Source organism: Micromonospora sp. CPCC 205558 (assembly GCF_036902955.1).
GTDB lineage: Bacteria > Actinomycetota > Actinomycetes > Mycobacteriales > Micromonosporaceae > Micromonospora.
This window is the reverse complement of record NZ_JBAKHR010000026.1, coordinates 51757-77313: the sequence shown is the minus strand read 5'-3', so window position 1 is coordinate 77313 and position 25557 is coordinate 51757. Positions and strand designations below refer to the sequence as shown.

Here is a 25557-nt window from a genome sequence, read left to right as displayed (position 1 = left end):
GTCGGCGTGGTGGTTCGGGGTTAGGCGGGGCGGCGCATCTGTAGTTCGGTGAGGGCTGAGATGGTGGGGTGGGGGACCCGTACGCCGGTGTCCTTGAAGCCCAGGCGCTCGTAGGCGCGGTAGGCGCGGTTGTTGCCGACCACCACCTCCAGCAGCAGCTCCGGTCGGCCGCAGGCGCGCGACCAGGCGGCCACCCCGTCGATCAGCTCGCTGAGCAGCCCGCCGCCGCGCCAGCTCGGCGTGACGTAGACGGCGTAGATCACGGTCAGCCCGGGTTCGCTCGGGGCGGCCGTGCCGCCGGCGTGCCCGACCAGTCGGCCACCGGGGTCGGCGACGAACTGGGCGTTGCTGGAACCGGCTGAGGTGTACGCGATCCGGGCGGCGAACTCGTTGTGCGGCCGGGCCGCCGCGTCCGCCAGGGTCTCCAGGAAGGCCAACGGCGCGTCGGCCAGCATCTCCAGGCGCAGCGCCCGCATGCGGGCGGCATCCTCCGGCCGGACCCGGCGGATCTCCGCGAGCCGCAGGGCCGGCGAGGCTGTGTCGGTGGCCATGTCCGCATGCCTACCACAGGATGGACGGCGTTTCGTCAGCTGTGCCCGATCGCCGTCACCTCGGGAGGGACTGCGGCCCTCCCCACTGCCCGCAATGATGGGCGCGAATCCGGTGGATCGGGCACCCGGCCGATCGGCGTGGTTGGAACGCCCCGCAGTGTGTCCGATTTGTGGGCGTGCGCGGCCGGCACTCCTCGTGTAGCGTGCGATTTCGGTCACCTAACTCAATGGCGGTCATCGATCGCTGAGTCGGTGGTCCGGGGCGCCCGGCTGCGTCGTGCGCCGGGTCAGGCAAGACCGCGCAGAGTAAGGGAAGTGCACCGTGGCACAGGGCACCGTGAAATGGTTCAACGCCGAAAAGGGCTACGGCTTCATTGCCGTCGACGGCGGTCAGGACGTGTTCGTCCACTTCTCCGCGATCGAGATGGACGGTTACAAGGCGCTGGACGACGGTCAGCGGGTCGAGTTCGAGATCGCCCAGGGCCAGAAGGGGCCGCAGGCCGAGCACGTACGCGTCACCGGCTGAGCCTGCCCCGGCCAGGGGCCCCGGGTCAGGGTTTGACCATGGCGACATTCTGAGAAGCGCTGCCGTCGCTCGACGGTCGGCTGCCGTCGCGCCGGTCTTCCTGCCCTGATCAACAACAACGAGGCCAGCCGCGTAGGGCGGCCAGCCTCGTTGATCTAATTCTGAAGTGGGCCAGCAGGATCGGGCTGGCCCACTTCACGCACCGCTACTACCTAGGGCCTGGGCGCGGAGCCCAGCGCGAGGCGAATGTACTCTCGCGCTTGCGGGATCGTCGTAATCGAGCGGTTCGGCGCCGTGCCCAGACGGAGATCGAAAGGGTTGGTAGCGCCGAAGTGTCTTCCGACCATCCACGTGGACAGTTGACCCCACTGGTTCGTCAGCTCGACGTGCCGCGACGTCAAGTTCGCGGTGACACCCCTCATTCCCGCACGATAGGTGCCCTCAACGTCGTTGAGGCGAGCGCCTTCCGCGACGAAGTGGACCAGTTGCTGCAGCGACCGCGCGACGTTCAGTCGTGGGCCGGCGCCGTTATCCGGATTGGTTGTCGCGAGCGTCTCGATCGCGCCGTACACGTTCCAGAAGCCGGTCGGCATTCCGTTCCTTTCGCGACCCGCTGCTTGGTTGATGGCATGATGAGTGGAATCGAAGCCGACGTCTAGGACCGCCTCGCTGATGCCGTTGAACATGCCCGCGGGGGTGGTGTTCGCCATCTGCTGTTGCAGCTCAAAAGAGTGGGTGTTGAAGGCCCACGTCCGGGGGGTGTTGTTGATCGTGTTGGAGAACCCCCAGACATACAGGTTGGTAGGACTTATCCAGAGGTGGACCTGTCGTCCGCCAGCCTCCAGCGTGACCTGCAAGAGGGCTGGGGTCAAGCCTTGCGTCCCCTGACCCTGGGTCCAACTGTCCCAGTATGAAACGGCATTCCTCACCGACCCAAGAAAGCTGGAGTACCTGATCATCGCGTTATCACCAGGCTGTTCGTCCATGACGAAATAGATATGCCTCAGACCGTTGTGATTGATTTGCGCTGAGGCCGGGGTGCCGCCCACCACGACAGCGCCGGAGATCGCTATAACTAGCGCCCCGACCCATGCAGCAGCCCTCCGCGCGAAATGTTGCGCTCTCTTCATACCGTCCGCCCTCATCCATTAACAGCTAGGTGCGACCCGCGCTTCCCGATCAGGACGCGCGGGGCAGTCCGCCTGATTCGACGCACTGCCCGACAAAAGTATTCGGAGCCTCTGACTTCTGACTTAACTTCTAATGAGGCCATCTGAACAAGGGAGCCGGGCGCGGTTCGAGGTGACACCCATAGTTAGCCCGCCCACAGGCAGAGCACCTACGCGTCACGGGCTGAGCTTCCCTGTTGATCGGCCCCGGTGAGTCGGGGCTGCGGCAGGGGCGCGCAGCCGGGAGGATCGTGAACCGTTCCAGCCGATGCCGAGGAGCGTTCATGACCGACCAGCCACCCCCGCCCACTCCCTCCCCCGGGTCGGGGGAGCCGGACCCGTCCTCGCCCGCCGGCAGCCCCGGCCAAGCTGGCCCGCCGCCCGGCTGGGGGCCGGACCCCTCCGCGGCTGGCCCGCCGCCCGGTTGGGGGCCGGACCCCTCCGCGGCTGGCCCGCCGCCCGGCTGGGATCCCGCGCAGGGTGGCTGGGGCGCGGCGCCGCCCCCGCAGGGCTGGGCGTTCCCACCCACCGGGGGCTACCCGCCCGGGGTGGGTCCCTACGGTGGGCAACCGTGGTATCCGGGGCCGCCGCCCGGCTGGTACCCGCCGGGCTACGGGTTCGACCCGAACGACGCCCTGGTCACGCCGCCCGGCGCCGGCCTCGGCGGCTGGTTCGACAGGTGCGGGGGAGCGTTACGCCGGGGCTGGCGGCAGTTGGTGCCGATCATGCTGCTCACCCAGGTGTTGCCGGCGGCGGTGCTGTCGGTGATCTCCATTGGGCTGGACCCGTCGGCGAAGTGGGCCGCCCAGGCCGGGTCGAATCCGAGCCCGGCGCTGCCGGACAATTTCGCCGTCGAGTTGCTGAGCCTGCTGGTTGTGTTGGTCGGCGGCGGTCTGCTGGTCGGGTTGGTGCAGGCCGTCGGGTGGGCCGCCGGCACCAGGGTGATCACCCAGCAGGCGGCCGGTCAGCCGGTCAGCCTGGAGTCGGCGCTGCGCTACGGCGTGCGTCGGGCACCCGGGCTGTGGGGCTGGACTCTGCTGATCAGCCTGCTGGTCGGCGTTGGCTTCTGCTTCTGCGTGCTGCCGGGCGTCTACCTGGCCTTCGCGCTGAGCATGGCCGGCCCGGTCTATCTCTTCGAGCGTCACAACCCGATCGGCCGATCGTTTCGGATGTTCCACGACCGGTTGGGCCTGCTGCTCGGCCGCGTCGCGCTGGTGGTCGTGGCGGTGATCGTCGGCACCGTGATCCCCGGCGCCCTGGAAGGGGTGGGCACGGCCCCGCTCGGAACGGATCCGTTCGCCTCGGCGGGCACCGCCGCCGGTGCGGTGGTGGTAATCGGGATCACCGCCGTGCTGGCCCTGCCTGCTCACCTGGCCCAGCTGATCGGCCTGCTGGTGACGTACGCCGAGCAGCGGGCCCATGAGGCGCCGGTGAACACCGCGGGACTGGTCGCGGAACTCGGCTGAGCGGCGGCATCGTGCTTGCACTCGGCAGGGGAGAGTGCTAAACAAGTCATTGGCACTCGCATACCGTGAGTGCCAATGGTCGGGACGGTGGGGCCAGGTTGCACCGGCGTGGAGACGCCGGGGCGACACATGGCCGGTCGTCGCGGGCTATCCGGCCCGGCCGAAGGACGTCGTCGTCGCCAGGTGGCGACGTCCCAAGGTGCGTACACCAGGCGGCCCATCCGGGGCACACATCTCGGGTGGCCCGTGAGTGTCCAGGAGGACAACGCCGTATGGCCAAGATGATCGCGTTCGACGAAGAGGCGCGCCGCGGCCTCGAGCGGGGCATGAACCAGCTCGCCGACGCCGTAAAGGTGACCCTCGGCCCCAAGGGCCGCAACGTCGTGCTCGAGAAGAAGTGGGGTGCCCCCACCATCACCAACGATGGTGTGAGCATCGCCAAGGAGATCGAGCTCGAGGACCCGTACGAGAAGATCGGCGCTGAGCTGGTCAAGGAGGTCGCCAAGAAGACCGACGACGTTGCCGGTGACGGCACGACGACGGCGACCGTCCTGGCCCAGGCCCTGGTTCGCGAGGGCCTGCGCAACGTGGCCGCTGGCGCCAACCCGATGGCCCTGAAGCGGGGCATCGAGGCTGCGGTCGCGAGCGTCTCGGAGGAGCTGTCCAAGCTCGCCAAGGACGTCGAGACCAAGGAGCAGATCGCCTCCACCGCCTCCATCTCTGCTGGCGACAGCACCGTCGGCGAGATCATCGCCGAGGCGATGGACAAGGTCGGCAAGGAAGGCGTCATCACCGTCGAGGAGAGCAACACCTTCGGGCTGGAGCTGGAGCTCACCGAGGGTATGCGCTTCGACAAGGGCTACATCTCGGCCTACTTCATGACCGACCCGGAGCGTATGGAGGCCGTCTTCGACGACCCGTACATCCTGATCGCCAACAGCAAGATCTCGTCGGTGAAGGACCTGCTCCCGATCCTGGAGAAGGTCATGCAGTCGGGCAAGCCGCTGCTGATCATCGCCGAGGACCTGGAGGGCGAGGCTCTCGCCACCCTGGTGGTCAACAAGGTCCGTGGCACCTTCAAGTCGGTCGCCGTCAAGGCGCCGGGCTTCGGTGACCGCCGCAAGGCCATGCTGACCGACATCGCCATCCTCGCCGGTGGCCAGGTCATCAGCGAGGAGGTCGGCCTCAAGCTCGACGCCGCCAGCCTCGACATGCTGGGCCGCGCCCGCAAGGTCGTGGTGACCAAGGACGAGACCACCATCGTCGACGGTGCCGGTGACGCCGAGCAGATCCAGGGCCGGGTCAACCAGATCCGGGCCGAGATCGACAAGAGCGACTCCGACTACGACCGGGAGAAGCTGCAGGAGCGGCTGGCCAAGCTGGCCGGCGGCGTTGCGGTGATCAAGGTCGGCGCGGCCACCGAGGTCGAGCTCAAGGAGCGCAAGCACCGCATCGAGGACGCCGTTCGCAACGCGAAGGCCGCCGTCGAGGAGGGCATCGTCCCGGGTGGTGGCGTCGCGCTGGTGCAGGCCGGCAAGACCGCCTTCGACAAGCTCGACCTGGTCGGCGACGAGGCGACCGGTGCGAACATCGTCAAGGTCGCGCTGGACGCCCCGCTGCGGCAGATCGCCGTCAACGCCGGCCTTGAGGGCGGCGTCGTGGTGGAGAAGGTCCGTAACCTCGAGTCGGGTCACGGTCTCAACGCCGCCAACGGCGAGTACGTCGACCTGCTGGCCGCGGGCATCATCGACCCGGCCAAGGTGACGCGCTCGGCGCTGCAGAACGCCGCTTCCATCGCGGCGCTCTTCCTCACCACCGAGGCTGTTGTCGCGGACAAGCCGGAGAAGACCCCGGCTGCCCCGGCTGGCCCGGGTGGCGGGGAAATGGACTTCTGAGTCCAGTTCCGACACACCGAACGGGGCGGGCCGCTGACGCGGTCCGCCCCGTTCGTCGTCAGGTCGGTAGGGGGCGCTGGTTGCGCCGTTTCTGTGCCCGGTTGTACGGCGGAAGCAGTTGGATCGGCGCGTCCACCATCTCCTGCGGCTCCTCGGCCACCGACGACTCTCCGTCGGTGGTCATCTCGGCCAGTTGCTCGGCGTCGCCGTAGTCCAGCCGGTCGAACGGCAGTTGGCCGGGGAGTTCACCCGCCGGTTGTTTCCAGGTGATCGGCGGGCCGTCCTCGGTCTGGTTGTCATCCGTGGTCATGGCTGCCTCCTCTACCGAAACGGTAGGGGGCATCGATGACCGATGCGGGCGAATGGATCTACGTCCTGTTTGCCCCAGTTAGGCCGTCGGTAGGGTTCGCCGGTACAGGAAGAAGACCCGCTCGATCCGCGCACCCGCACTGCTCGAATAGAACGGCTCCGGCCCCACCCAGCCAATCTCTGCCCGGTCCAGCCCCGCCGCCCGCTGGTCGCGCAGGCAGCGCCGCAACAGCACCCCGCCGATGCCCGACCCCTCCACTGCCGGCGCGGTGCCCATCGGCCCGAACCAACTCGGCCGGGACGACCCGTACGCGGCGAAGCCGAGCACCTCACCGTCCCGCTCCGCCAGGTGGCAACCGGCGTCCGCGCGCCCCACCGACCCGGCCAACTCGCCATCCCACGTGCCCCCGAAGGTGGACCGGGCGAACGCCGTCAGCGCCGGCAGGTCCGCCGGCTCCGCCCGCCGTACGGTGACGCCCTGGTCGGCCAGCCGCCGCTCGGCCGCCTCGGTGGACCGCAGTGCCGGCGACCCGTCGTACGACAGGTCCGCAGTCATGTTCCAGGCGGTCCGGTCCTGCTGGTAGCCGAGCGCGAGGGCGGCGCAGACCGCCGGCGTGTAGCGGACGTCGATGCCCGGCCACGCGTAGTACGGCGGATTCCCGGCCAGCAACACCTCGGTCGCCCCGCGCTCGGCGAGCACCCGATCGGCCCGCTGGAGCAGCGCCCGACCGACGCCCCGACGCCGGTGGTCGGGGAGGACCGCGACCAGGTCCACGTGCCCGATCCCCGGCTCGGCCGACGACATCGAGCAGATCAGGGCCCCCACCAGCTCTGCACCCCGGTACGCGCCGAGCCCGACCACAGGTCGGTCGGCGGTGGCCCGGGGCCAGAGAACGTCCACTATGGAGGTCGCCTCGGTGGCGTCCTCGGGTAGGTCGAGAGCCTGCTGGCAGAGCTGTACGACGCTGGGGAGCAGGTCGGCGGTCAGCTCGGTGACGGTGATCTCGGCGTCCATGGTCGCCGACCCTAGATCACCGGGTGTCGGGTCGCACCCCCCTGTTCCACGAGGCGTCGACTATCGCTGGGCGGCGCGAACAGCGGCGTACGCGTCGACCTGGCCGGCGCCGGTCACGTTCGACGGAGCACCGCAGGCGTCGGAGGGGCTGTCGGAACGATAGGTGGGCGTCGCCGCCGTGGCGGTGTCCCGAAGGATCTGCCGGGTCCGGTTCACGTCGCCGACCAGCGCCGGGTTCGCCGACCACATCAGCGCGACCACCCCGGCCACCTGCGGAGTCGCCATCGACGTGCCGTCCAGCGCGGCGTACGTGCCGCCCGGCATGGCCGACACCACACCCACCCCCGGCGCCAGCACGTCCGGCTTGCCCGAACCGCCCGGCACCGGTCCGCGCGAGGAGAACTCCGCGACCCGCCGCTGGGCGTCCACCGCGCCCACGGTCAGCACGTCCGGGTACGGTGCTGGCGGGTCGTCGATCGAGCCGCACCACGGGCCGGTGTTGCCGGCCGCGACGACCACGAAGATCCCGGCGGCGTCCAGTGCGGCGGTAGCCGGCCGCAGGACCCGACTGTCGCAACCCTCGATGGGTGGGCAGCCCCACGAGTTGGTCAGCACCTGCGGGGCGCGCTCCGGACGGCCGTCGGTGAACGGGTCGCCGCCAGCCGGAAAGGGCGCCAACATGAACTGGAGACAGTCCAGGTAGTGCCCGGGGCTGCCGAGGTTGCGGTCCAGGTTGACGCAGCCCATCCACTTCGCGTCCGGTGCCACCCCGATGCCGTCCCGACCGACCGCGCTGCCCACCGTGTGGGTGCCGTGCCCGCCCTGGTCGGTCGGGCTCCGGGTGTCGTCCCACGGGTCGTACCAGGAGTCGTCTCCACCACGGAACCCGGCTCGTAGCGCAGGATGGGTGCCGTCCACCCCCGAGTCGGAGCTGCCGACCACGATGCCGGCACCGGTGACCCGCAGTTGGGACCACACCCGGTCGGCGCCGATCTGGCGAATGTTCCACTCCGGGCCGGTGGGCTTGGGCGCGCTGCCCCGGCTCTGCCCGGCCGGGGCCGGCAGCGGGCGTAGACGCTGGCTGACCAGCACCCGGGCCACCTCCGGTCGGCTGGCGAGCCAGGCTCGCACCGCCGGGCCGCCGTCCACCTCGACCGCGTTGATCAGGTAGTACGACACCGGGTCGAGTCGCAGCCGGTTCACCTCCCGGAGCAGGTCGCCCTGGCTCTGCTCGGCGGTCGTCACGAGCCGCCGGTAGACCTCCGTCGCGCGGGCGTCCCGGCCGGCCTGGCCAGGCGCACCGGCCGGGAGGCCACTCAGGTCGGCCTGCGCGCGCAGCACCACGAACAGCCGCTCGCCGTACAGGCCCGGCTGGCCGGGGCCGAGGTCGACCACGCCGAACGCCACCAGCAGCACCACCGCCGCCACCGCGGCCACCCGCCTGCTCGGGGTACGTGCCGTCGGCCGGGCGAGCAGCACCGCGTACCCGATGGCGACCAGGACCGCGACGGCGAGCCCGACGCCGGCGGCGGCCGCCACCCAGAACGGAACGTCGCGGGTGCCGACCAGCAGCAGGGTGATCTCTTCCGGGTCGGTGAAGGCCAGCGGGCCGAGCGCGGCCAGGCCGACGAGCCAGCCGCTCGCCGTCCGGCCCGCACGCCTGGCCTCGGCCGGGTCGGCGGTGGACCGCCAGGCCGCGGCCCAGAGCGCGGCCAGCGCGAAACCCACCGGCGGCACCGTCAGCAGCGCGGGCAGCTGCGCGCCGGACTGGCCGGCCCCGGCCGCGAGCAGCAGCAGCGCCACCCCGGCGACCAGGCCGCCGACCAGCACCAGCCGAGCCGGCCGAGCCGGCCGAGCCGGCTGGGGCGGCCGAGCCGGCTGGGGCGGTCGGGGCGGTTGACCAACCGCGAACGCCGACCAGAAGGGGGCATCCAGCAGTGTCGCGGCCAGCACCCCCAGCGCGGCGGCCGCCAGCAGCGCGAGTGCGGTCTCCAGGAGGCCGCCGAGCGCTCCCAACCAGGCCCACGGCAGCAACAGCGCCAACCCGGCGGCGACCGCGAGCAGCGGCACCGGGCCGGGCCGCCGCCCGACCAGCTGCGGACCATCGCCGGCCGTCGAAGCAGCGTCGGCGTTCAACCCCGGGGTTCCGACGGCCTCGGCTCGGGCGGGGTCACCGCTCACTGCCGCACCACCGGTGCCGCCGGAAGCTGCCGATGCGGTGCCGTGGGCGGCTGCCGATGCGGTGCCGTCGGCGGCTGCCGATGCGGCGGCTGTCGACGTGGTGCCGTGGGCGGCTGTCGATGCGGTGTCGCCGGCGGCTGCCGACGCGGTGGCGTCGCCGGCGGTCGACGCGGTGGCGTCGGGCGGGGTGCCGGCATACGAACCGGACGAGCGTCGCATCGACCAACGCACGGCGAGCGCGCTGAGGGCCGCCGCGCCGGCCAGCCCGGCGAGGTACGCCTCGTGATGCACCGGCGGCACGACCCGCAGCAGGGTGAGCACCCCGAGGGCGAGTGCCCCGATCAGCCACGCCCGCCCGGTGGCCCGGACCGCAGCCGATCGGGGCAGCACGGCCAGCAGCAGGGCGGGTGTGCCGACCAGTACGACGGTGGCCAGGCCGAGCACCGGCCAGAGCCAGCCGAGCCGGTCCCGTCCGAAGCCCAGCAGCACCTGATCGGTGAGCCAGCCACCGGTCTGGGTGCCCACGGTGACCGCGACAGTCCAGCAGCCGACCAGCACGGCCGCGACGACCGGCCACGGGGAACTGCGGTCGCTGAGTCCGGGGTGCACAGGTTGACCTTGCATCCGAGAACCTTACGACCACGACGACGACTTTCGACCCGACCGCCAACCACCCGGCGACCTCCCCAACCGAGATCCACGCCGAGCTGATCGAAGGAACGCGTAGATCTTGGACAGTTTCCGTCAGCAAATGACGGAAACTGTCCAAGATCTACGCTGCGCCGGGGTCCGCTGCGCTGGGGTCCGCTGCGCTGGGGTCCGCTGCGCTGGGGTCCGCTGCGCTGGGGGGCGCTGCGCTGGGGGGCGCTGCGCTGGGGGGCGCTGCGCTGGGGGGCGCTGCGCTGGGGGGCGCTGCGCTGGGGGGCGCTGCGCTGGGGGGCGCTGCGCTGGGGGGCGCTGCGCTGGGGGCGCTGCGCTGGGGGCGGGGCGGGTGCTCACGGGGGTGGGCCGGACGGGCGCGATCCGCCGGGAGTTGGTGGCAGCGAGACGTGAAGGTCGTTCCGGGGCGAGCGGCGAAATGTCGACACGGTGGCACGGCGGTTACGGTGGACGGGTGCGTGACCCCAATATCTCCCGATCCGTCGCCGGCCAGCTCTCACCGGTCCGCCGTGCGTCCGACCTGCGTCGACTGCGTGCCGAGCGCTTCGATGTGCTGGTCATCGGTGGTGGGGTGACCGGTGCCGGTGCCGCCCTCGACGCGGCGTCCCGGGGCCTGAAGGTGGCGCTGGTCGAGGCGCGTGACCTCGCCGCGGGCACCTCCAGCCGGTCCAGCAAACTCATCCACGGTGGCCTGCGCTACCTGGAGCAGTTGGAGTTCCACCTGGTCCACGAGGCGCTCACCGAGCGGGGCCTGCTGGCCACCCGGCTGGCGCCGCATCTGGTACGCCCGGTGCCGATCATGGTGCCGCTGCCGGCCGGGCGGGGCCTGCGGGACCTGCCGGCCCGGGTCTTCCGCCGTTCGTACTACGGCGCCGGGGTGGCCGCCTACGACGCCTTCGCCGGGGTCTTCGGCGGTGGCCGGGGCATGCCGCTGCACCGTCACCTGACCCGGGAGGGTGCCCGGCGGATCTTCCCCAGTCTGCGGGCCGACGCGCTCGCCGGCGCCATCCGCTACTACGACGGGCAGGTCGACGACGCCCGACTGGTGGTCACCCTGGCCCGCACCGCGGCCAGCCTCGGCGCCACGGTGGTGAGCAGCGCCCGCGCCGTCGGGCTGATCCGGCAGGCGCGCGAGGTGACCGGCGTCCGCGTCCGGGACCTGGAGGCTCCGCCCGGCTCGCCGGACGCGGAGTTCGAGGTGCAGGCCCGCACCGTCATCGCCGCCACCGGTGTGTGGAGCGACGACATGTCCCGGATGCTCAACGACGTGGGCCTGCGGCCCGGCGTCCGGGTGCGCGCTTCCAAGGGGGTGCACCTGGTGGTGCCCCGCTCGGCGATCACCGGCGAGACGGGGCTCATCCTGCGTACGGCGAGTTCGGTGCTCTTCGTCATCCCGTGGGGCGGGCACTGGATCATTGGCACGACGGACACCGACTGGCGGCTGGACCGTTCTCACCCGGCCGCCTCGGCACGCGACATCGACTACCTCCTCCAGCAGGTCAACACCGTGCTGGACCGGCCGCTGACCACCGCCGACATCGAGGGGGTGTACGCCGGGCTGCGGCCGCTGCTGGCCGGCGAGGCCGACTCGACCTCGAAGCTCTCCCGTGAGCACGCGGTCTTCGAGCCGATGCTCGGGCTGCTGCTGGTCGCCGGCGGCAAGTACACGACGTACCGGGTGATGGCGTCCGACGTGGTCGACCGGGCCGCTCGCCGGCTCGGTGGCGCCCGCTCGTCGCGCACCGCCGACCTGCCGCTGCTCGGCGCCGACGGGTACCCGGCGATGTGGCGGGACCGGGCCGACCTGGCTCGCCGGCACGGCGTGCCGGTGGGCGTGGTGGAGCATCTGCTGGAGCGGTACGGCACCCTCACCCTGGACCTGCTGGCGCTGGTGGACGCCGATCCACTGTTGGCGTCCCCGCTGGCTGGTGCTCCGGAGTATCTGGCGGCGGAGGTCGCCTACGCGGCGCGGGCCGAGGGCGCGCTGCACCTGGAGGACGTGCTGACCCGGCGGACCCGGATCTCGTTCGAGACCAGCCACCGGGGGCTGGAGTCGGCGGAGCACACCGCCGAGCTGATGGGGGCGGTGCTCGGTTGGGATGCGGCTACCCGGGCACGTGAGGTCGAGCACTACCGCGCCCGGGTGGAGGCGGAGCGGCAGTCCCAGTTGATGCCGGACGACGCGGCGGCGGACGCGGCCCGGCTGGGCGCTCCGGATGTCCGGGGTTACGCGGCTGACCGGGGTGGCGACGACGATCAGGCGGAGCTGCGACCGTCCGCTAGATGACGAATTGCGACGTTACCAATGGGTAACTATCGATACCGGCCCGGATGGTGGTTTCGGACCATACCTACGGTGGGGTAGGTTTCCGCGCGTGCAACCCCGCGCGCGCCCTCGTCTGCTCGTACCCCTGCTCGCCGTCGCGCTCGCCAGCACCCTGACCGGGTGCTCACTCTTCGACCGGAACAAGCCGAGCACCCCGGTGGCGCAGTCGACCGCCGGCACGGCGGGTGGCGGATCGCAGCTGGAGATCCCCACCACGGTCGCCGCCGGTGAGGTCAGCCTGCTGCAGCGGCTCGGCGAGGACGGGCCGATGCGCACCCTGAGCGTCGAGCGCAGCGGCGCTTGGCGGTGCCTCGACTGCGCCGGCGACGGCGTGACCTCCCGGGGCACCCTCGCACCGGAGCTGACCGAACGGCTTCAGGTGCTGCTCGCCAACCCGGCGCTGGCCGACGAGACCGATCAGTCCCGCCGGTACCGCACCACCTGCATCGATGCGCTGACGTCCAGCCTCATCACCTCGACCGGGCTGATCACCTCACAGGACTGCCCAGGTGAGGAGCTCACGCCGGTCGGCGGGGAGATCCTGCTGCTGCTGACCCAGGCCACCCCGGCCGAGGTCAAGGGCTGACCGCAGCCGGACAGCCGTTGGCGCAGGCGGTCAACGGCATCGCCGCCACGACCGCGTCCAGACGGGCAGCCACCCGCGGTCAGAGGACCTTGCCCGGGTTGAGCAGGCCGGCCGGGTCGAGCGCCGACTTGATCGCCTGATGCACCCGGACGCCGACCGGCCCGATCTCCCGGGCCAGCCAGTCCCGCTTGAGTAGCCCCACCCCGTGCTCGCCGGTACACGTGCCGCCCAGGTCCAGGCCGAGCCGCATGATCTCGTCGAAGGCCCGCCGGCCCCGCGCCACGCTCGCCGGGTCGGCCCGGTCGACCACGATGTTCGGGTGCATGTTGCCGTCCCCGGCGTGCCCGACCACCCCGATCGGCACCTCGCACTCGGCCGCGATCCGTGCGACCCCGTCCAGGAGCGCGGCGAGCGCGGCGCGCGGCACCGCCACATCGTCGATCACCAGGCCGCCGTTGCCGCCCGGGTAGGCGTCCGCCGCGAACTTCTCCATCGCCGGGTGGGCCAGCCGGCGGGCCTGGAGCAGCGCCGCCGCCTCCATCGCGTCGGTGGCCGCGTAGACCTCGTCGGCACCGACGGCCTCGCACACCTCGGCCAGCACGGCCAGGTCGTCCGCCGCCCGGGTGCCGGTGTCGGCGGCGGCCAGCAGCAGGGCCTGCGCGTCGGTCCGCAACCCCATCGGCTGGTACGCCTCGATCGCCCGCAGGTGGGTCTGGTCCAGCAACTCCAGCAGGCTGGGGGTGAGCCCGCGAGCCGCGATCTCGGCCACCGCCGCTCCGGCCTCGGCGATGGATCCGAAGACCGCCACCAGGGTCAGCGAGTCGGCCGGGGCGGGCCGCAGCGCCACGGTCACCTCGGTGATCACGCCGAGGGTGCCCTCCGAACCGACGAACAGCCGGGTCAGGTCGTAGCCGGCCACCCCCTTGGCCGTACGTCGTCCGGTGCGCAGCACCTCGCCGGAGGCGAGCACCACCTCCAGGCCGAGCACGTACTCGGTGGTCACGCCGTACTTGACACAGCACATGCCGCCGGCGTTGGTGGCCACGTTGCCGCCGATGGTGGACGACTCCCAGGAGCCGGGGTCCGGCGGGTACCAGAGGCCCTGTTTGGCCACCGCCCCGGCCAGCGCCGCGTTGACCACCCCCGGTTGGACCACCGCGATCCGGCTCACCGGGTCGATCTCCCGGATCTCGTTCATCGCGACGGTGCTGAGCACCACGGCGCCGTCCACCGCGTTCGCCGCGCCGGCCAGCCCGGTCCGCGCACCCTGCGGCACCAGCGGTACGCCGTGCCGCGCCGCAGCCTGGACCACGGCGACCACCTGTTCGGTGTTGCGCGGGCGGGTCACCACCAACGGGATGCCGGCGGCGCACAGGTCGGCCTCGTCCCGCTGGTGCATCCGCAGCAGGTCCGGGTCGGTGAGCACGGCGTCGGCACCGAGCGCGGCGCGCAGGTCGTCGAGGAGCGCGGTGGGGGCCATGCAGCCGAGGCTAGGTCGCCGACCGGCGATCATCAACATGATCGACTCGGCGGGATAGCTTGGGCACCATGCTCTACCTGGACCGGCCGGCCTGGCCGTGGCGCGGTCGGCTCTGGTCGCACTTGATCAGTGACGTCTCGTACGCCGAACTGCACGCCTTCGCCGAGACGCTCGGCGCGCCCCGACGCGGTTTCGACAGGGACCACTACGACATTCCAGCCGACCGGTTCGCGGCGGCGGTGTGGCTCGGTGCGCGGGTGGTGCCGAGCCGGGAACTGGTCCAGTTGCTCCGCGCCACCGGGCTGCGTCGCCCGAAGCACCTGGTCAGCCCGCGTTCTCCGGCTCCCCGGTGAGCGCGGCCAGTTCGCGGCGCACGTTGTCCCGGGCGGGCTCTTCCCACCGGGTCGCCAGCGGCGGCAGTCGGAACAGCGCGGGCAGCGCCAGCAGGCCGGTCAACACCGCGGCCCGCCCAGCCCGGAAGGCCGGCTCCGGCACATGGGCGTACTCCCGGCGGATCGCCGCCGCGTACCGCTCGTAGCGGGCCGGCGGCGCGGCCAGCACGGCCAGGTCCGCATCGCAGAGCAGCGCGCCGTCGAGGTCGTCCGGCGCCACCGAGTGCCCGGCGGTGAGCAGCACCAGCCGGCGTACCTCGGCCACCTCGGACGTCGGCACCCCGAGCCCGGTGAGCACGTTCCCGGCCAGTGCCGCGCTGTCCTGTTCGTTGGCGTCGCCAGCGGCTCGGGGGTCGTAGACCGCGTCGTGGAACCAGGCCGCCAGCCGGACCACGTCGGCCCGACCGGCCAGGTCGGCGTGCTGGTCCACCACATCGAGCACCGCCGTCAGATGGGCCAGCGTGTGATAGTGCCGGTGCGGCTCCCGCCACCGGGCGATCACCATCTCCCCGGCCCGGGTCGTATCCGGATCGGACCTCGCGCCGGAATCCCGGGCCGCCGCCCGCCACCGGTCCAGCAGATCAACCACCGCCCGAGTCTGCCGCATCCGACCGCGACGCGCCGGACGGGAGGATTCAGCGAGCCCACCACGGGTAGTCGCGCCCATGGCCGTGGCCCGGGACAAGCGACCTCCGATGGTGCGACGTACCGCGCTGCGCGACGGGCTGGTGGACATCGACGGCGCGCGGATCGCCGAGGCCACCGAACAGCTGCGCCATCGCGGTCGAGCCACCCTGCACGACCGGCTGCACCGGGTACGGATGGCCGGCGGGCTCGCGGTGCAGGCCGGGCTGGCTGCGGGGATCGCGTACCTGATCTCGCACAAGGTGCTCGGCAACCCGCAACCGGTCTTCGCGCCGATCTCCGCGGTCGGCACCCTGGCCGCCTCGGTCGGCCAGCGGTTCCGCCGGACCGTGGAGCTGATCGTCGGGGTCGGCATCGGGGTGGCGATCGGCGACTTCCTGATCTACCTGCTCGGGACCGGGGCGTGGCAGCTCGGCCTGGTGGTCACTGTGGCGATCCTGTTCACCATCTTCGCGGGGGCGAGCGTGGCGATCGTCATCCAGGCGGCTGCCACGGCGGTGCTGATCGTGACGCTGAGCCCGTCGACCCAGGATCTGGAGATCCCCCGCTTCGTCGACGCGTTCCTCGGCGGTGGGATCGCGCTGCTGGTCACTGCGGTGCTGCTGCCGCTGAACCCACTCCGAGTGATCAACCGGGCCGCCCGACCCGCCCTGGACCTGCTCGCCACCCAGCTCGACGCCACCGCCGACGGGCTGCGCAACCGGGACCGCACCGGCATCCAGGCCGCACTGGATCGGCTGCGCAACAACAAGGAGGAGCTGGCCACGCTGGGCGAGGCGATCGAGGGCGCGAAGGAGACCGCCACCCTCTCCCCGGCCCGCTGGCACCGTCGCAGCGAGTTGATCCACTACGCGGAGGCGGCCGACCCGATCGACCGGGCGATGCGCAACAGCGGCACGCTGATCCGCCGTTCCGTCACCCTGATCGAGGACGAGGAGCCGGTGCCCGATCCGATGCCGGACGCGATCGGCCACCTCGCCGAGTCGGTCCGGCTGCTCAAGCACGAGTTCGCCGCCGGCGAGGAGCCGGAGAAGGCCCGGGAACGGTCGCTGCGCGCGGTCAGCGAGGCCGGCCGGGCGTACGGCGAGGGGGTCGGCTTCTCCGGCAGCGTGGTGATCGCCCAGATCCGCACCACCGCGAGCGACCTGCTGGTCGCCTCCGGAATCGAGCAGGAGGAGGCGAACCGGTGGATCCGCACCGCCTTCGGCGAGCAGGAGCGCCCGGTTGGTGAGCCCGCCGAGCCCGGCGAGACACCGAAGCCACCCACCGCCCCGCCGATCGGCTGAGCGCCGGCCGGCCTCAGCCCAGCTCGGCCAGCGCGGCGATCAGCCGGTCCACCTGGGCGGCCGTGCTGCCCAGCCCGATGCTGGCGCGCAGCGCGGTGGGCGGCAGGTCCCGCCGGCCGGTACGCCCCGCCGCCTCGCTGAGCAGCCGCCGGGCCAGCGGGTGGGCACAGAACAACCCGTCCCGTACGCCGATGTGGTGCTCGGCGGCCAGCCGCGTGGCCACCTCGGTGGAATCCCACCCGGCGACCACGAACGACACGATGCCGACCCGGGGCGCGTCCGGGGCGAAGGTGCGCAGCTCGACGACGTGCGGCAGGGCGGCGAGGCCGGTCCGCAGCCGGGCCAGGAGGGCCTGCTCGTGGGCGGCCAGCGCGGCCCGGTCGGCGTCGTCGAGCGCCGCGCACACCGCTGCCAGCGCAACCGCGCCGAGCAGGTTCGGCGTGCCACCCTCGTGTCGGGCCGGGCCGGTCGCCCAGGTCACGTCGTGGGTGGCCGGCCCGACGTGGCTGGTGGCCCCACCGCCGGCCAGGTACGGCGGGGCGGCGTCCAGCCAGTCCGCGCGGCCGATCAGCACGCCCGCACCGAACGGCGCGTACAGCTTGTGACCGGACACGGCCAGGTAGTCGACGTCGAGCGTCAGCAGGTCGACCGGGGCGTGCGGGGCGAGTTGCGCGGCGTCGAGCACGATCCGGGCACCGTGCCGGTGGGCCACCCGCGCCAGTTCGGCGACCGGCCACCGCTCACCGGTCACGTTGCTCGCACCGGTCACCGCGACCAGCACCGGCAGCGCCGGGCTGCTGCCCCGACGCAGCTCGGTGAGGGCGGCGGCGAGATCGCGTACCGCCCCGTCGGGATCGGTGGGCACCGGCAGCCGCACCGATCCGCGCGGCCAGGGCAGCAGGTTGGCGTGGTGCTCGCCGGCGAACGTGACGACCGTCGTGCCGGCCGGCACGGCCCGCGCCAGCAGGTTGAGTGCGTCAGTCGTGTTGCGGGTGAAGATGACGTGATCGTCGGCGCGAGCGCCGAAGAAGTCGCCGACCGTCTGCCGGGCCTGCTCGTACGCGAGGGTGCAGCGCCGCGACAGCGCTCCCGCTCCGCGATGCACGCTGGCGTACCAGGGCAGCAGTTCGGTCACCGCGTCGGCGGCGGCCCGCGCGCACGGTGCGCTGGCCGCGTAGTCCAAGTTGATCTCACCGGGTACGCCGAGGACGTCGAGCGGCGCGGACGGCAGGGTGGGCAGCGAGGGAACGAGAGTGACGGACACGCCGGAACCTCCGGGGTCAGGGACCCCGGGTGCGACATCGGGACGGGGTCCGCGCTTGCCCAGCACGCCGATCGGGCTGGGCCCGGTCATCACCCGGGGCACCCCACCGCGAACTCGACGAGGGTTGCCGGCCAGCAAGCCGGGGCTTGACGCTGGCGCTCGTGACCTGCCGGCAGCATAGCGGCTACCGATGCGACCGAACGAGCCGGCAGCGGATGGCTACGCTGACCGCATGGACGACACCCCGCCCGGTTCACCGCTGCCGCCGTCGCCCGCCACTCAGCCTGCGCCCGCCGTCCCGCCAGTGGGCGAGACGCCCCGGATGCCGCTGCGCCGGCTTGGCTGGCGGCGGTTCCTGGTGCTGGCCGGGGTGGTGCTGCTCATCGCGGCGTGCGCGGTGTTCATGGTCTTCACGCTCGGCCAGTCGCTCGGTGCGCAGGCCCTGCTGATCGGGGTGGTCGCCGCCATCCTGCCGGTGCCGGTGCTGGTCGGCTGTTTCCTCTGGTTGGACCGGTACGAACCCGAGCCGCTGAAGTATCTGATCTTCTGTTTCGCCTGGGGCGCGTTCGTCTCCACCGCCGCCTCGCTGACGGTGAACGACTTCGCGGCCAACCGTTTCGCCGACTGGGGCCTGCCGTCCGCGCTCACCGGGGTGCTGGTGGCGCCGTTCATCGAGGAGCTGACCAAGGCGCTGGGCCCGATCCTGCTGCTGGTGTTCCGCCGTCGTGAGTGGTCCGGGATCACCGACGGCCTGGTCTACTGCGGGCTCGCCGCGGTCGGCTTCGCGATGGTGGAGAACATCCTCTACCTGGGCGGGTTGGGGTATGCGTCCGGCGCCGACCGCTACGGCCCGGCCACCGGCATCCAACAGGTCATCGCGATCTTCATCCTGCGGATCCTGCTGTTCGGGTTCGCCCATCCCCTTTTCACCTCGATGACCGGTGTGGGGCTGGGCATCGCGTCCCGGACGGCCGACCGGCGCATCCGGGTGCTCGCTCCGATCGCCGGCCTGCTGCTGGCGATGATGCTGCACGGCACGTGGAACCTGCTGCCCACGCTGACCCAGGCCACCGGTGAGGCCATGATCATGCTGTACGGCTTCCTGGGCCTCATGGTGCCGGTCTTCTTCGGCACCGTGGGGCTGGCGCTGTGGCTGCGCGCCTGGGAGGGGCGGCTCACCGAGCGGGTCCTGCCCGACTACGTACGCGCCGGCTGGCTCAGCCCGCCCGAGGTGGCCGCGCTGAGCAGTCTCGGCAGGCGGCACGCCGCCCGCAGTTGGGCGCGGCGGGTGGCCGGCGACGGCGGGGTGCGGGCGATGCGGGGTTACCAGTCCGCCGCGACCCGGTTGGCCCTGCTGCGCGACGGGGCGCTGCGCGGCCTGGACCGCAAGCCCGCCGACCAGGAGCGGACCGCACGCGAGGAGCGGGAGTTGCTGGACGCGATCACCGCGTACCGGTCGTTCTTCGTCGGTCGGGACCCGCAGGCCCCGGCGGGAGTCTGGGACGGCAACCGCTACCTGCTGCGCTTCCCGGACGGCAGCCAACGCCCGGTGGACGCGCCGGACGAGCCGGTGGTGCCGATTCCGGTGGTGTTGGCGCCCGCCCCGGCCCCAATGGGGTACGCCCCGCCCGGCTGGCCCGGCCCGCGATCGGCGCCGCCCTGGCCGCCGACGCACCAGTGACGGCTGCCGGCTGCCGGCTCAGGCCAGGCGGCTCAGGTCAGGCGGAGCGGTTCACGTCATCAGCGAGGTGAGGAAGTCACCGAAGCCCTGGAACATCGCGATCAACGCGGCCCCGATGGCCCGGAAGATCTGCGCGGCGCCGTCCGGCCGGAAGGCCATGAAGTAGATCAGGAACGCGACACTGCCCCAGGTCAACAGTTTCTTCACGAATACCGGCATCGTCCCTCCCCAGGGCCACGGTCGCCGGATGGCTTCCCGTCGTGCGGCCGGGCAAACGGTGCGCGACGGTGCCTGGTGGCCGGGGGAGGTGCGTCAGAGGTAGAGGCCGGTCGAGTCGTTCTCGATCCGCTCGGCGGCGACGGCGTGCACGTCCCGCTCCCGTAGCAGCACGTAACCGCGGCCGTGCAGCTCGACCTCGGAGCGGTCATCCGGGTCGAAGAGCACCCGGTCGCCGGAGACGATGGCGCGGACGTTCGGCCCCACCCCGACCGCGGTGGCCCAGGCGAGGCGCTTGCCGACCGCGGCGGTCGCCGGAATGACGATGCCAGCGGTGGAGCGGCGTTCGCCCTCGCTGCCCTCCATTCGGACCAGCACGCGGTCGTGCAGCAGGCGGATCGGCAGGCCGGCGTCGAGATCGTTGTCGGCGGTCACGCCGCAGACGCTACCGTGTGGGCCGACGGCGGCCCGCCGGTGGTTACGCCGTAGGTGGCCGGGGCATTGTGTCGCGGAACCCCCCTATGGTGTCGGGAACGGACGTATGCTGTCCGACCTGTCGCCCTGGGCGGGCCGGGTTCTCTGCCAGGAGGTGCGCTTGAGCCGCTTCGAGCGGGTACGCCGGCGGCTTCGCCGCGCTTACCAGTCACGACAGGTGTCGACGCGGGCCGACGAGGGCGCGGTGAGTGACGCGCTGGACGACGCGTCGGCGGACGCCCGGGTGGCGTCGCCGGGCGTGCCGGGGCCGGCCGCGCCACCGAACGCCACGGTCTACGGCGCGGAACCCCCGACGGACCTGCACAGCTCCACCTCCAGTCGGGACGACGCCGACGTTCCGCACGGGCTGCGCATCGCCGCCGCGTGGTGTTGGCGACTGATCGTGATCGGGGTGGTGGCCTGGGCGCTGCTGCGGATCGTCGGCACGATCAAGATCGTGATCATTCCGCTGGCCATCGCGCTGCTGCTCTCCGCGCTGCTCGCACCGGCGGTGGGCTGGCTGCTGCGGGTCCGGTTCCCCCGGTCGCTGGCGACGGCGGTGGTGCTGGTCGGCGGTCTGGTCGCGGTGATCGGCACGCTGACGCTGGTGGTCAACGAGTTCATTCGGGGCGTACCGGAGCTGAGCCAGAAGTCGTCGGAAGGTGTCCGGCAGATCCAGAACTGGCTGAAGACGGGCCCGCTGCACCTCTCGGACACCCAGCTCGACCGCTACATCGACGAGGCGCAGGCCTGGATCAACAACAACACCTCGCGGTTCACCAGCGGCGCGCTGAGCACCGCCGCGACGCTGGCCGAGGTGCTCACCGGCACGCTGCTGGTCCTGTTCGCGACGTTCTTCTTCCTGCGCGACGGCAACCGGATCTGGCGCTTCCTGGTCCGGCTGTTGCCGGTGGCCGCCCGGTGGAAGGTCGACGACGCGGGCCGCGCCTCCTGGCAGACGCTTGTCGCCTACGTCCGCGCGACCGTGCTGGTCGCCTTCATCGACGCGGTCGGCATCGGCATCTTCCTGGTCGTCTTCGACATCCCGTTCGCCTTCCCGCTGGCCGCGCTGGTCTTCCTCGGCGCGTTCATCCCGATCGTCGGTGCGGCGCTCTCCGGTGGCGTGGCGGTGCTGGTGGCCCTCGTCGACAGCGGCCCGGTCACCGCGTTGATCATCCTTGGTGCGGTGATCGGCGTGCAGCAGATCGAGGGGCACGTGCTGCAACCGCTGATCATGGGCCGGGCGGTCGCCCTGCACCCGCTCGCGGTGATCATCGGCATCGCCGCCGGTGTCGTGCTCGCCGGCATCACCGGCGCGTTGGTCTCCGTACCGCTCATCGCGGTGCTGAACACCGCCGTCCGCCGGCTTGCCGCCCGAAGGGTCCCGGACACCCCGCCCGACGCCGTGGTCGTCGCCTCCCAGGCCCCGTAAGACCGCGCCCGCGCCTTGTGCGCCCGGACCCGCTGGGCCACGCCGTCGGCCGCCTGATCACGCACGAACATGGAAAGAGTGGCCTCCCGCAGCGGGGAGGCCACTCTTTCCATGTTGTAGCGCGATCTTGGCCGTGCGCCGTGCGCCGTGCGCCGTGGCGTGGCGGGGCGGGGCGGGGCGGGTCAGGACTTGGCCAGGCGCTCCAGGGCGCCCCGGGCCACCTCGGGGCGGGTCGTGTACCAGAACGGGGGCAGCGAACGGCGCAGGAACGGCCCGTAGCCCCGGGCCGTCTCCAGCCGGGAGTCGAGCACCGCGACCACGCCCTTGTCGCCGGTGGCGCGAATCAGCCGGCCCACACCCTGGGCCAGCCGGACCGCCGCGATCGGCACGCTGACCGCGGCGAAGCCGGAGCCGCCGCCCGCGTCCACGGCCGCCGCGCGGGCAGCCGCCAGCGGTTCGTCCGGCCGTGGGAAGGGCAGCCGGTCGACGACGACGAGCTGGCAGGCGTCACCCGGCACATCCACCCCCTGCCAGAGCGACATCACCCCGAACAGGCAGCTGGCGCGCTCCTCGCGGAAGCGACGCACCAGCAGCGGCAGCGCCTCCTCACCCTGGAGCAGCACCGGCAGGTCGGTCCGCGCGCGCACCAGCTCCGCCGCCTGCTGCGCGGCCCGCCGGGAGGAGAAGAGCCCGAGAGTACGACCACCGAGTGCCTGGACCAGCCCGAGCAGCTCCTCTCCGGCAGCCTCGGGCAGCCCGGAGACGCTGGGGCGGGGAAGGTGCGCGGCGACGTACAGGATGCCCTGTCGGGCGTAGTCGAACGGCGAACCGACGTCGAGTGACCGCCACCCGGGGCCCTCGGTGGCCGGTACGACGGCGTTCGGTGTGACGTCACCCGCGAGGCGGTGGCCGGGCGTCTCGGCCGCCGGACGGCCCGGACCGGTGCGGGCGGCCAGCGCGGCGGCGGCGGGGGTCGGCGGGGCGGGCGGTGGCGCGTCCAGCCCGAGGGCGCGGGCGACCGTGTCGAACCGGCCACCGAGCGCCAGGGTCGCCGAGGTGGCGACGACTGTGCGTTCGTCGTACAGGTGGGTGGCGAGGGTGCCGGCCACCGACAGCGGCGCGACCACCAGCGCCCGCCGGCTGCCGCTGTCGTTCTTTTCCACCCAGGCCACGTCGTGGTCGCCCTCCTCCAGCAACCGCTGCGCGGTGGTGGAGAGCTCGTCCAGGGCGGCCTTGGCCTGCTGCTTGCGCACCGGGTCGGGGTCGTCGGACTTGACGTCGCCGATCGTGTCCAGGGCCGCGCGGGTCGCCGCGTCGAGCAGCGTGCACGCCTCCCGCAGTGGCGTCGGCAACCCCGCGGTGATCCGCCCGGCCGGCGCCTCGGCCAGGCCGACCGCGAGGGCGTCGCCGGCGGCGGTGAGCGCCTCGGCGGTCTCCGGGCGCAGCAGCGTACGGGCCCGCCGGGTGGTCCGGTCGATCAGCTCCGGCACCAGCTCCGCCTGGGCGGCGGAGGAGACCCGGTCGGCCAGCTCGTGCGCCTCGTCGACGATGAGCAGCTTGTGCGGCGGCACGATGTGCCGGCCGGCGAGCATGTCGACCGCGAGCAGGCTGTGGTTGGTCACCACGATGTCGGCCTCGCGGGCACGGGCCCGCGACGCCTCGGCGAAGCACTCCTGCCCGAAGGGGCAACGGGTCGCACCGACGCACTCGCGGGCCGGCATCGACACCAGCCGCCAGGCCTGATCGTCGACGCCTGGGTCCAGTTCGTCCCGGTCGCCGGTGGCGGTCTTCTCGGCCCAGTCCCGCAGCCGCTCGATCTGCTTGCCCAACCGGCCCGCCTCACCGAGCCATTTCGTCCCGCCGCCGGGACGCGCCGCCGGGGCGTCGAAGAGGGTGTCCTCCGGCTCCTCCTCGGTGGAATTGTCCAGTCGGGCCAGGCAGAGGTAGTGGTGGCGGCCCTTGAGCACGGCGAAGGTGGGCCGACGGCCGAGCACCGGCTCGACCGCGTCGGCGAGCCGGGGCAGGTCGTGGTCGACCAGCTGGGACTGCAACGCCAGGGTGGCGGTGGAGACCACCACCGGGCCGTCCACGGTGAGCGCCGGCGCGAGGTACGCCAGCGACTTGCCGGTGCCGGTGCCGGCCTGGACGAGCAGGTGCTCGCCGCCGGCCACGCACTCCTCGATCGCCGTGGTCATCTGCAGCTGGCCGGGGCGTTCCGCGCCGCCGGGCACCGCGCCGACCGCCGCCGCCAGCAGCTCCGTGCCGCTGGGCCGGGCACCCCGCCGCCGGCCCTTCGCACGGGCCGACGGGGTGGCGGAACCGGTGGCGGTGCGGGGCGGAGTCACCGTGCGACGGTACCCGGCACCGCCGACACCGGCCGCGCCCATCCGCCGCGTGGCGCGATGCCGGCCGGGTAGGGCGATGCGGCGACGTCGTCCGGTTACGGCCGCGCTACGACGCGTGGGCAGTATCGGTTAGGGTGCGAATCATGCCGAGCGACATGGTCCGAGTGATCTACCGCAAGTACGACGGCAGCGCCCACCGCGACTACCCGGCCCGCCGGCTCACGGAGGACGACCTCGGCATCTGGCTCGGCGTGCCCGAGGGCACCCAGTCCGTCTACCACGGTCGGCCCTCGGTGGAGAAGATCCCGTTCGTGCTGTTGGTGCCACATCGCGGCTGGTGGACGGCAATGTTCAACCCCCCGCCCCGCACCAGCGAGGTCTACTGCGACATCACGACCCCGGCCCGCTGGGAGTCCGACGACACGGTCCACCTGATCGACCTGGACCTGGACGTCGTCCGGCGTCGGGCCACCGGGCTGGTGGAGCTGCTCGACGAGGACGAGTTCGCCGAGCACCGGGCCCGGTTCGGCTACCCGGACGACGTGGTGGCCGAGGCGGAGGCCGCGGCACAGCGGCTGTTCGGGGCCCTGGGCGACGGCACCGAGCCGTTCGCCACCGCGTACCGCAAGTGGTTGGCCCTGGTGGTCTGACGCCGCGCGGCGCTCAGCGGGCGGAAAGGCGGCGGGTGGGTGATGATCCGTGCATGAGCGCACCCCAGCAACTGCAGATCGTGGCGCCGGACGGCGGCTCGGTGCGGGAACTGCTGCGGGTCACCGCGCCGGTGGATCTCGGCGCGATCGACCCACGGTCCATGCCCGGCCTGCCGGAGCCGGCGGGCCGCGGCGAGCACCGTAAGACCTGGGCGCGGGAGCAGGTGGAGCTGGTCGGCGAGGAGTTGGGCCGGCAGCAGGAGATGCTCTTCGCGATGGCCAGGACCAGGTCGGAACGCCCGGCGCACCGGGTGCTGTTGGTGCTTCAGGCCATGGACTGTGGCGGCAAGGACGGCACGATCAAGCGGGTGGCCGGCGCGATGAACCCGCTGGGCCTGCACATCCGCTCGTTCGGGCCGCCGACGCGCCAGGAGCTGCGGCACGACTTCCTCTGGCGGATCCGACGGGAGCTGCCGCCGCCGGGGTACGTGGGGATGTTCAACCGTTCGCACTACGAGGACGTGTTGATCGCCCGGGTCGCCTCGTTGGTGCCGGAGGCGACCTGGCGAGCCCGCTATGACGAGATCAACGCGTTCGAGCGGGAGCTGACCGAAGGCGGCGTGACCCTGATCAAGGTGATGCTGCACATCTCGTACGCCGAGCAGGGCAAGCGCCTGCTGGGCCGGCTCACCGACCCGCGCAAGCACTGGAAGTACAACCCCTCCGACATCGACTCGCGAGGGCACTGGGACGACTACCAGGCCGCGTACGCCGAGGCCCTGAACCGGTGCGGCACGGACGCCGCGCCGTGGTTCGTGGTGCCGGCGGACCGCAAGTGGTACCGGGATTGGGCAGTGGCCCACCTGCTGCGTGAGACGTTCGACACGCTCGATCTGGGGTATCCGGCTGCCGATTTCGACGTGGCACGGGAGCGGAACCGCCTCCTGGCTGGGGGAGCGGGTGCCGGTGGGGCGGTCGAGGTGAACGGCAGATGAACGAGCGGTGAAT

22 protein-coding genes and 1 riboswitch are annotated in these 25557 nt (G+C 72.3%); of the genes, 11 read left to right on the top strand and 11 right to left on the bottom strand.

Annotated features, from left to right (window positions below):
• Positions 1 to 20: 20 nt before the first annotated feature.
• Positions 21 to 551 (bottom strand): GNAT family N-acetyltransferase, encoded by a 531-nt coding sequence (locus tag V6U86_RS25545; RefSeq protein WP_334507316.1) that lies wholly within the window; start codon positions 549 to 551, stop codon positions 21 to 23.
• A 322-nt stretch (positions 552 to 873) separates the two neighbouring features.
• Between V6U86_RS25545 and V6U86_RS25540 the strand changes: the two genes are divergently transcribed.
• A complete protein-coding gene (locus V6U86_RS25540; protein WP_030327804.1) occupies positions 874 to 1077 on the top strand; it encodes a cold-shock protein in 204 nt (67 codons plus the stop codon).
• A gap of 212 nt (positions 1078 to 1289) precedes the next feature.
• Here V6U86_RS25540 and V6U86_RS25535 read toward each other — a convergent pair whose 3' ends face one another.
• A complete protein-coding gene (locus V6U86_RS25535) occupies positions 1290 to 2063 on the bottom strand; it encodes a ribosome-inactivating family protein (protein WP_334507313.1) in 774 nt (257 codons plus the stop codon).
• 467 nt (positions 2064 to 2530) lie between these two features.
• Between V6U86_RS25535 and V6U86_RS25530 the strand changes: the two genes are divergently transcribed.
• Together V6U86_RS25530 and groL are read left to right on the top strand one after the other, a co-directional pair.
• Complete coding sequence (locus V6U86_RS25530) at positions 2531 to 3712, top strand: hypothetical protein (RefSeq protein WP_334507311.1); 1182 nt, start codon at positions 2531 to 2533, stop codon at positions 3710 to 3712.
• Positions 3713 to 3984: 272 nt separating this feature from the next.
• On the top strand, positions 3985 to 5607 hold the full coding sequence (gene groL / locus V6U86_RS25525) for a chaperonin GroEL (protein WP_334507308.1): 1623 nt from the start codon (positions 3985 to 3987) through the stop codon (positions 5605 to 5607).
• Between the two features lie 58 nt (positions 5608 to 5665).
• Here the strand turns inward: groL and V6U86_RS25520 are convergent, their stop codons facing one another.
• The 3 genes from V6U86_RS25520 to V6U86_RS25510 all read right to left on the bottom strand — a co-directional run bounded on the left by V6U86_RS25520 (position 5666) and on the right by V6U86_RS25510 (position 9736).
• Positions 5666 to 5917: a hypothetical protein gene (locus V6U86_RS25520; RefSeq protein ID WP_334507306.1), complete on the bottom strand. Its 252-nt coding sequence runs from the start codon at positions 5915 to 5917 to the stop codon at positions 5666 to 5668.
• A 78-nt stretch (positions 5918 to 5995) separates the two neighbouring features.
• Complete coding sequence (locus tag V6U86_RS25515) at positions 5996 to 6931, bottom strand: GNAT family N-acetyltransferase (RefSeq protein ID WP_334507304.1); 936 nt, start codon at positions 6929 to 6931, stop codon at positions 5996 to 5998.
• Positions 6932 to 6991: 60 nt separating this feature from the next.
• Positions 6992 to 9736 (bottom strand): S8 family serine peptidase, encoded by a 2745-nt coding sequence (locus V6U86_RS25510; RefSeq protein ID WP_334507302.1) that lies wholly within the window; start codon positions 9734 to 9736, stop codon positions 6992 to 6994.
• 505 nt (positions 9737 to 10241) lie between these two features.
• Between V6U86_RS25510 and V6U86_RS25505 the strand changes: the two genes are divergently transcribed.
• Positions 10242 to 12059, top strand: a complete 1818-nt coding sequence (locus V6U86_RS25505; protein ID WP_334507411.1) for a glycerol-3-phosphate dehydrogenase/oxidase — start codon at positions 10242 to 10244, stop codon at positions 12057 to 12059.
• A gap of 88 nt (positions 12060 to 12147) precedes the next feature.
• On the top strand, positions 12148 to 12684 hold the full coding sequence (locus V6U86_RS25500) for a hypothetical protein (RefSeq protein WP_334507300.1): 537 nt from the start codon (positions 12148 to 12150) through the stop codon (positions 12682 to 12684).
• A 79-nt stretch (positions 12685 to 12763) separates the two neighbouring features.
• On the opposite strand, the gene V6U86_RS25495 is transcribed toward V6U86_RS25500, so the two are convergent.
• On the bottom strand, positions 12764 to 14164 hold the full coding sequence (locus V6U86_RS25495) for an FAD-binding oxidoreductase (protein WP_334507298.1): 1401 nt from the start codon (positions 14162 to 14164) through the stop codon (positions 12764 to 12766).
• A gap of 68 nt (positions 14165 to 14232) precedes the next feature.
• On the opposite strand from V6U86_RS25495, the gene V6U86_RS25490 reads away from it, so the two are divergent.
• Positions 14233 to 14517 carry a DUF4031 domain-containing protein gene (locus V6U86_RS25490; protein WP_334507296.1) on the top strand — a complete coding sequence of 95 codons (285 nt, stop codon included), beginning with the start codon at positions 14233 to 14235 and terminating at the stop codon, positions 14515 to 14517.
• On the opposite strand, the gene V6U86_RS25485 is transcribed toward V6U86_RS25490, so the two are convergent.
• Entirely contained in the window at positions 14489 to 15145 is a 657-nt protein-coding gene (locus tag V6U86_RS25485) for an HD domain-containing protein (protein WP_334507294.1), read from the bottom strand. The two genes, V6U86_RS25490 and V6U86_RS25485, sit on opposite strands and share 29 nt — an antisense overlap.
• A gap of 106 nt (positions 15146 to 15251) precedes the next feature.
• On the opposite strand from V6U86_RS25485, the gene V6U86_RS25480 reads away from it, so the two are divergent.
• Complete coding sequence (locus V6U86_RS25480) at positions 15252 to 16487, top strand: FUSC family protein (RefSeq protein WP_334507292.1); 1236 nt, start codon at positions 15252 to 15254, stop codon at positions 16485 to 16487.
• A 13-nt stretch (positions 16488 to 16500) separates the two neighbouring features.
• Here V6U86_RS25480 and V6U86_RS25475 read toward each other — a convergent pair whose 3' ends face one another.
• A complete protein-coding gene (locus V6U86_RS25475) occupies positions 16501 to 17751 on the bottom strand; it encodes an aminotransferase class V-fold PLP-dependent enzyme (RefSeq protein ID WP_334507290.1) in 1251 nt (416 codons plus the stop codon).
• A 46-nt stretch (positions 17752 to 17797) separates the two neighbouring features.
• Positions 17798 to 17918, bottom strand: a riboswitch (SAM riboswitch).
• A gap of 23 nt (positions 17919 to 17941) precedes the next feature.
• Here V6U86_RS25475 and V6U86_RS25470 point away from each other — a divergent pair.
• Entirely contained in the window at positions 17942 to 19432 is a 1491-nt protein-coding gene (locus V6U86_RS25470) for a PrsW family intramembrane metalloprotease (protein ID WP_334507288.1), read from the top strand.
• A 51-nt stretch (positions 19433 to 19483) separates the two neighbouring features.
• On the opposite strand, the gene V6U86_RS25465 is transcribed toward V6U86_RS25470, so the two are convergent.
• Together V6U86_RS25465 and V6U86_RS25460 are read right to left on the bottom strand one after the other, a co-directional pair.
• Positions 19484 to 19651, bottom strand: a complete 168-nt coding sequence (locus V6U86_RS25465; protein WP_334507286.1) for a hypothetical protein — start codon at positions 19649 to 19651, stop codon at positions 19484 to 19486.
• 93 nt (positions 19652 to 19744) lie between these two features.
• The gene (locus V6U86_RS25460; RefSeq protein ID WP_030327790.1) at positions 19745 to 20083 is read right to left on the bottom strand and encodes a GroES family chaperonin; all 339 of its coding nucleotides are present in this window, start codon (positions 20081 to 20083) and stop codon (positions 19745 to 19747) included.
• 160 nt (positions 20084 to 20243) lie between these two features.
• On the opposite strand from V6U86_RS25460, the gene V6U86_RS25455 reads away from it, so the two are divergent.
• Positions 20244 to 21554 carry an AI-2E family transporter gene (locus tag V6U86_RS25455; protein ID WP_442935010.1) on the top strand — a complete coding sequence of 437 codons (1311 nt, stop codon included), beginning with the start codon at positions 20244 to 20246 and terminating at the stop codon, positions 21552 to 21554.
• A gap of 182 nt (positions 21555 to 21736) precedes the next feature.
• Here V6U86_RS25455 and V6U86_RS25450 read toward each other — a convergent pair whose 3' ends face one another.
• Positions 21737 to 23941, bottom strand: a complete 2205-nt coding sequence (locus tag V6U86_RS25450) for an ATP-dependent DNA helicase (RefSeq protein WP_334507281.1) — start codon at positions 23939 to 23941, stop codon at positions 21737 to 21739.
• 101 nt (positions 23942 to 24042) lie between these two features.
• Between V6U86_RS25450 and V6U86_RS25445 the strand changes: the two genes are divergently transcribed.
• On the top strand, positions 24043 to 24549 hold the full coding sequence (locus tag V6U86_RS25445) for a DUF402 domain-containing protein (RefSeq protein ID WP_334507279.1): 507 nt from the start codon (positions 24043 to 24045) through the stop codon (positions 24547 to 24549).
• Positions 24550 to 24602: 53 nt separating this feature from the next.
• A complete protein-coding gene (locus tag V6U86_RS25440) occupies positions 24603 to 25544 on the top strand; it encodes a PPK2 family polyphosphate kinase (protein ID WP_334507277.1) in 942 nt (313 codons plus the stop codon).
• Positions 25545 to 25557 lie beyond the last annotated feature (13 nt).

Excerpts from the sequence above, each read along its gene's own strand:
- V6U86_RS25445 (WP_334507279.1), top strand. The coding sequence starts at position 24,043 with ATGCCGAGCGACATGGTCCGAGTGATCTACCGCAAGTACGACGGCAGC.
- V6U86_RS25535 (WP_334507313.1), bottom strand. The coding sequence starts at position 2,063 with ATGGACGAACAGCCTGGTGATAACGCGATGATCAGGTACTCCAGCTTT.
- V6U86_RS25495 (WP_334507298.1), bottom strand. The coding sequence starts at position 14,164 with ATGGCCCCCACCGCGCTCCTCGACGACCTGCGCGCCGCGCTCGGTGCC.
- V6U86_RS25515 (WP_334507304.1), bottom strand. The coding sequence starts at position 6,931 with ATGGACGCCGAGATCACCGTCACCGAGCTGACCGCCGACCTGCTCCCC.
- V6U86_RS25545 (WP_334507316.1), bottom strand. The coding sequence starts at position 551 with ATGGCCACCGACACAGCCTCGCCGGCCCTGCGGCTCGCGGAGATCCGC.
- V6U86_RS25450 (WP_334507281.1), bottom strand. The coding sequence starts at position 23,941 with ATGGGCGCGGCCGGTGTCGGCGGTGCCGGGTACCGTCGCACGGTGACT.
- V6U86_RS25440 (WP_334507277.1), top strand. The coding sequence starts at position 24,603 with ATGAGCGCACCCCAGCAACTGCAGATCGTGGCGCCGGACGGCGGCTCG.
- groL (WP_334507308.1), top strand. The coding sequence starts at position 3,985 with ATGGCCAAGATGATCGCGTTCGACGAAGAGGCGCGCCGCGGCCTCGAG.
- V6U86_RS25520 (WP_334507306.1), bottom strand. The coding sequence starts at position 5,917 with ATGACCACGGATGACAACCAGACCGAGGACGGCCCGCCGATCACCTGG.
- V6U86_RS25490 (WP_334507296.1), top strand. The coding sequence starts at position 14,233 with ATGCTCTACCTGGACCGGCCGGCCTGGCCGTGGCGCGGTCGGCTCTGG.
- V6U86_RS25510 (WP_334507302.1), bottom strand. The coding sequence starts at position 9,736 with ATGCAAGGTCAACCTGTGCACCCCGGACTCAGCGACCGCAGTTCCCCG.
- V6U86_RS25470 (WP_334507288.1), top strand. The coding sequence starts at position 17,942 with ATGCGACCGAACGAGCCGGCAGCGGATGGCTACGCTGACCGCATGGAC.
- V6U86_RS25530 (WP_334507311.1), top strand. The coding sequence starts at position 2,531 with ATGACCGACCAGCCACCCCCGCCCACTCCCTCCCCCGGGTCGGGGGAG.
- V6U86_RS25465 (WP_334507286.1), bottom strand. The coding sequence starts at position 19,651 with ATGCCGGTATTCGTGAAGAAACTGTTGACCTGGGGCAGTGTCGCGTTC.
- V6U86_RS25480 (WP_334507292.1), top strand. The coding sequence starts at position 15,252 with ATGGTGCGACGTACCGCGCTGCGCGACGGGCTGGTGGACATCGACGGC.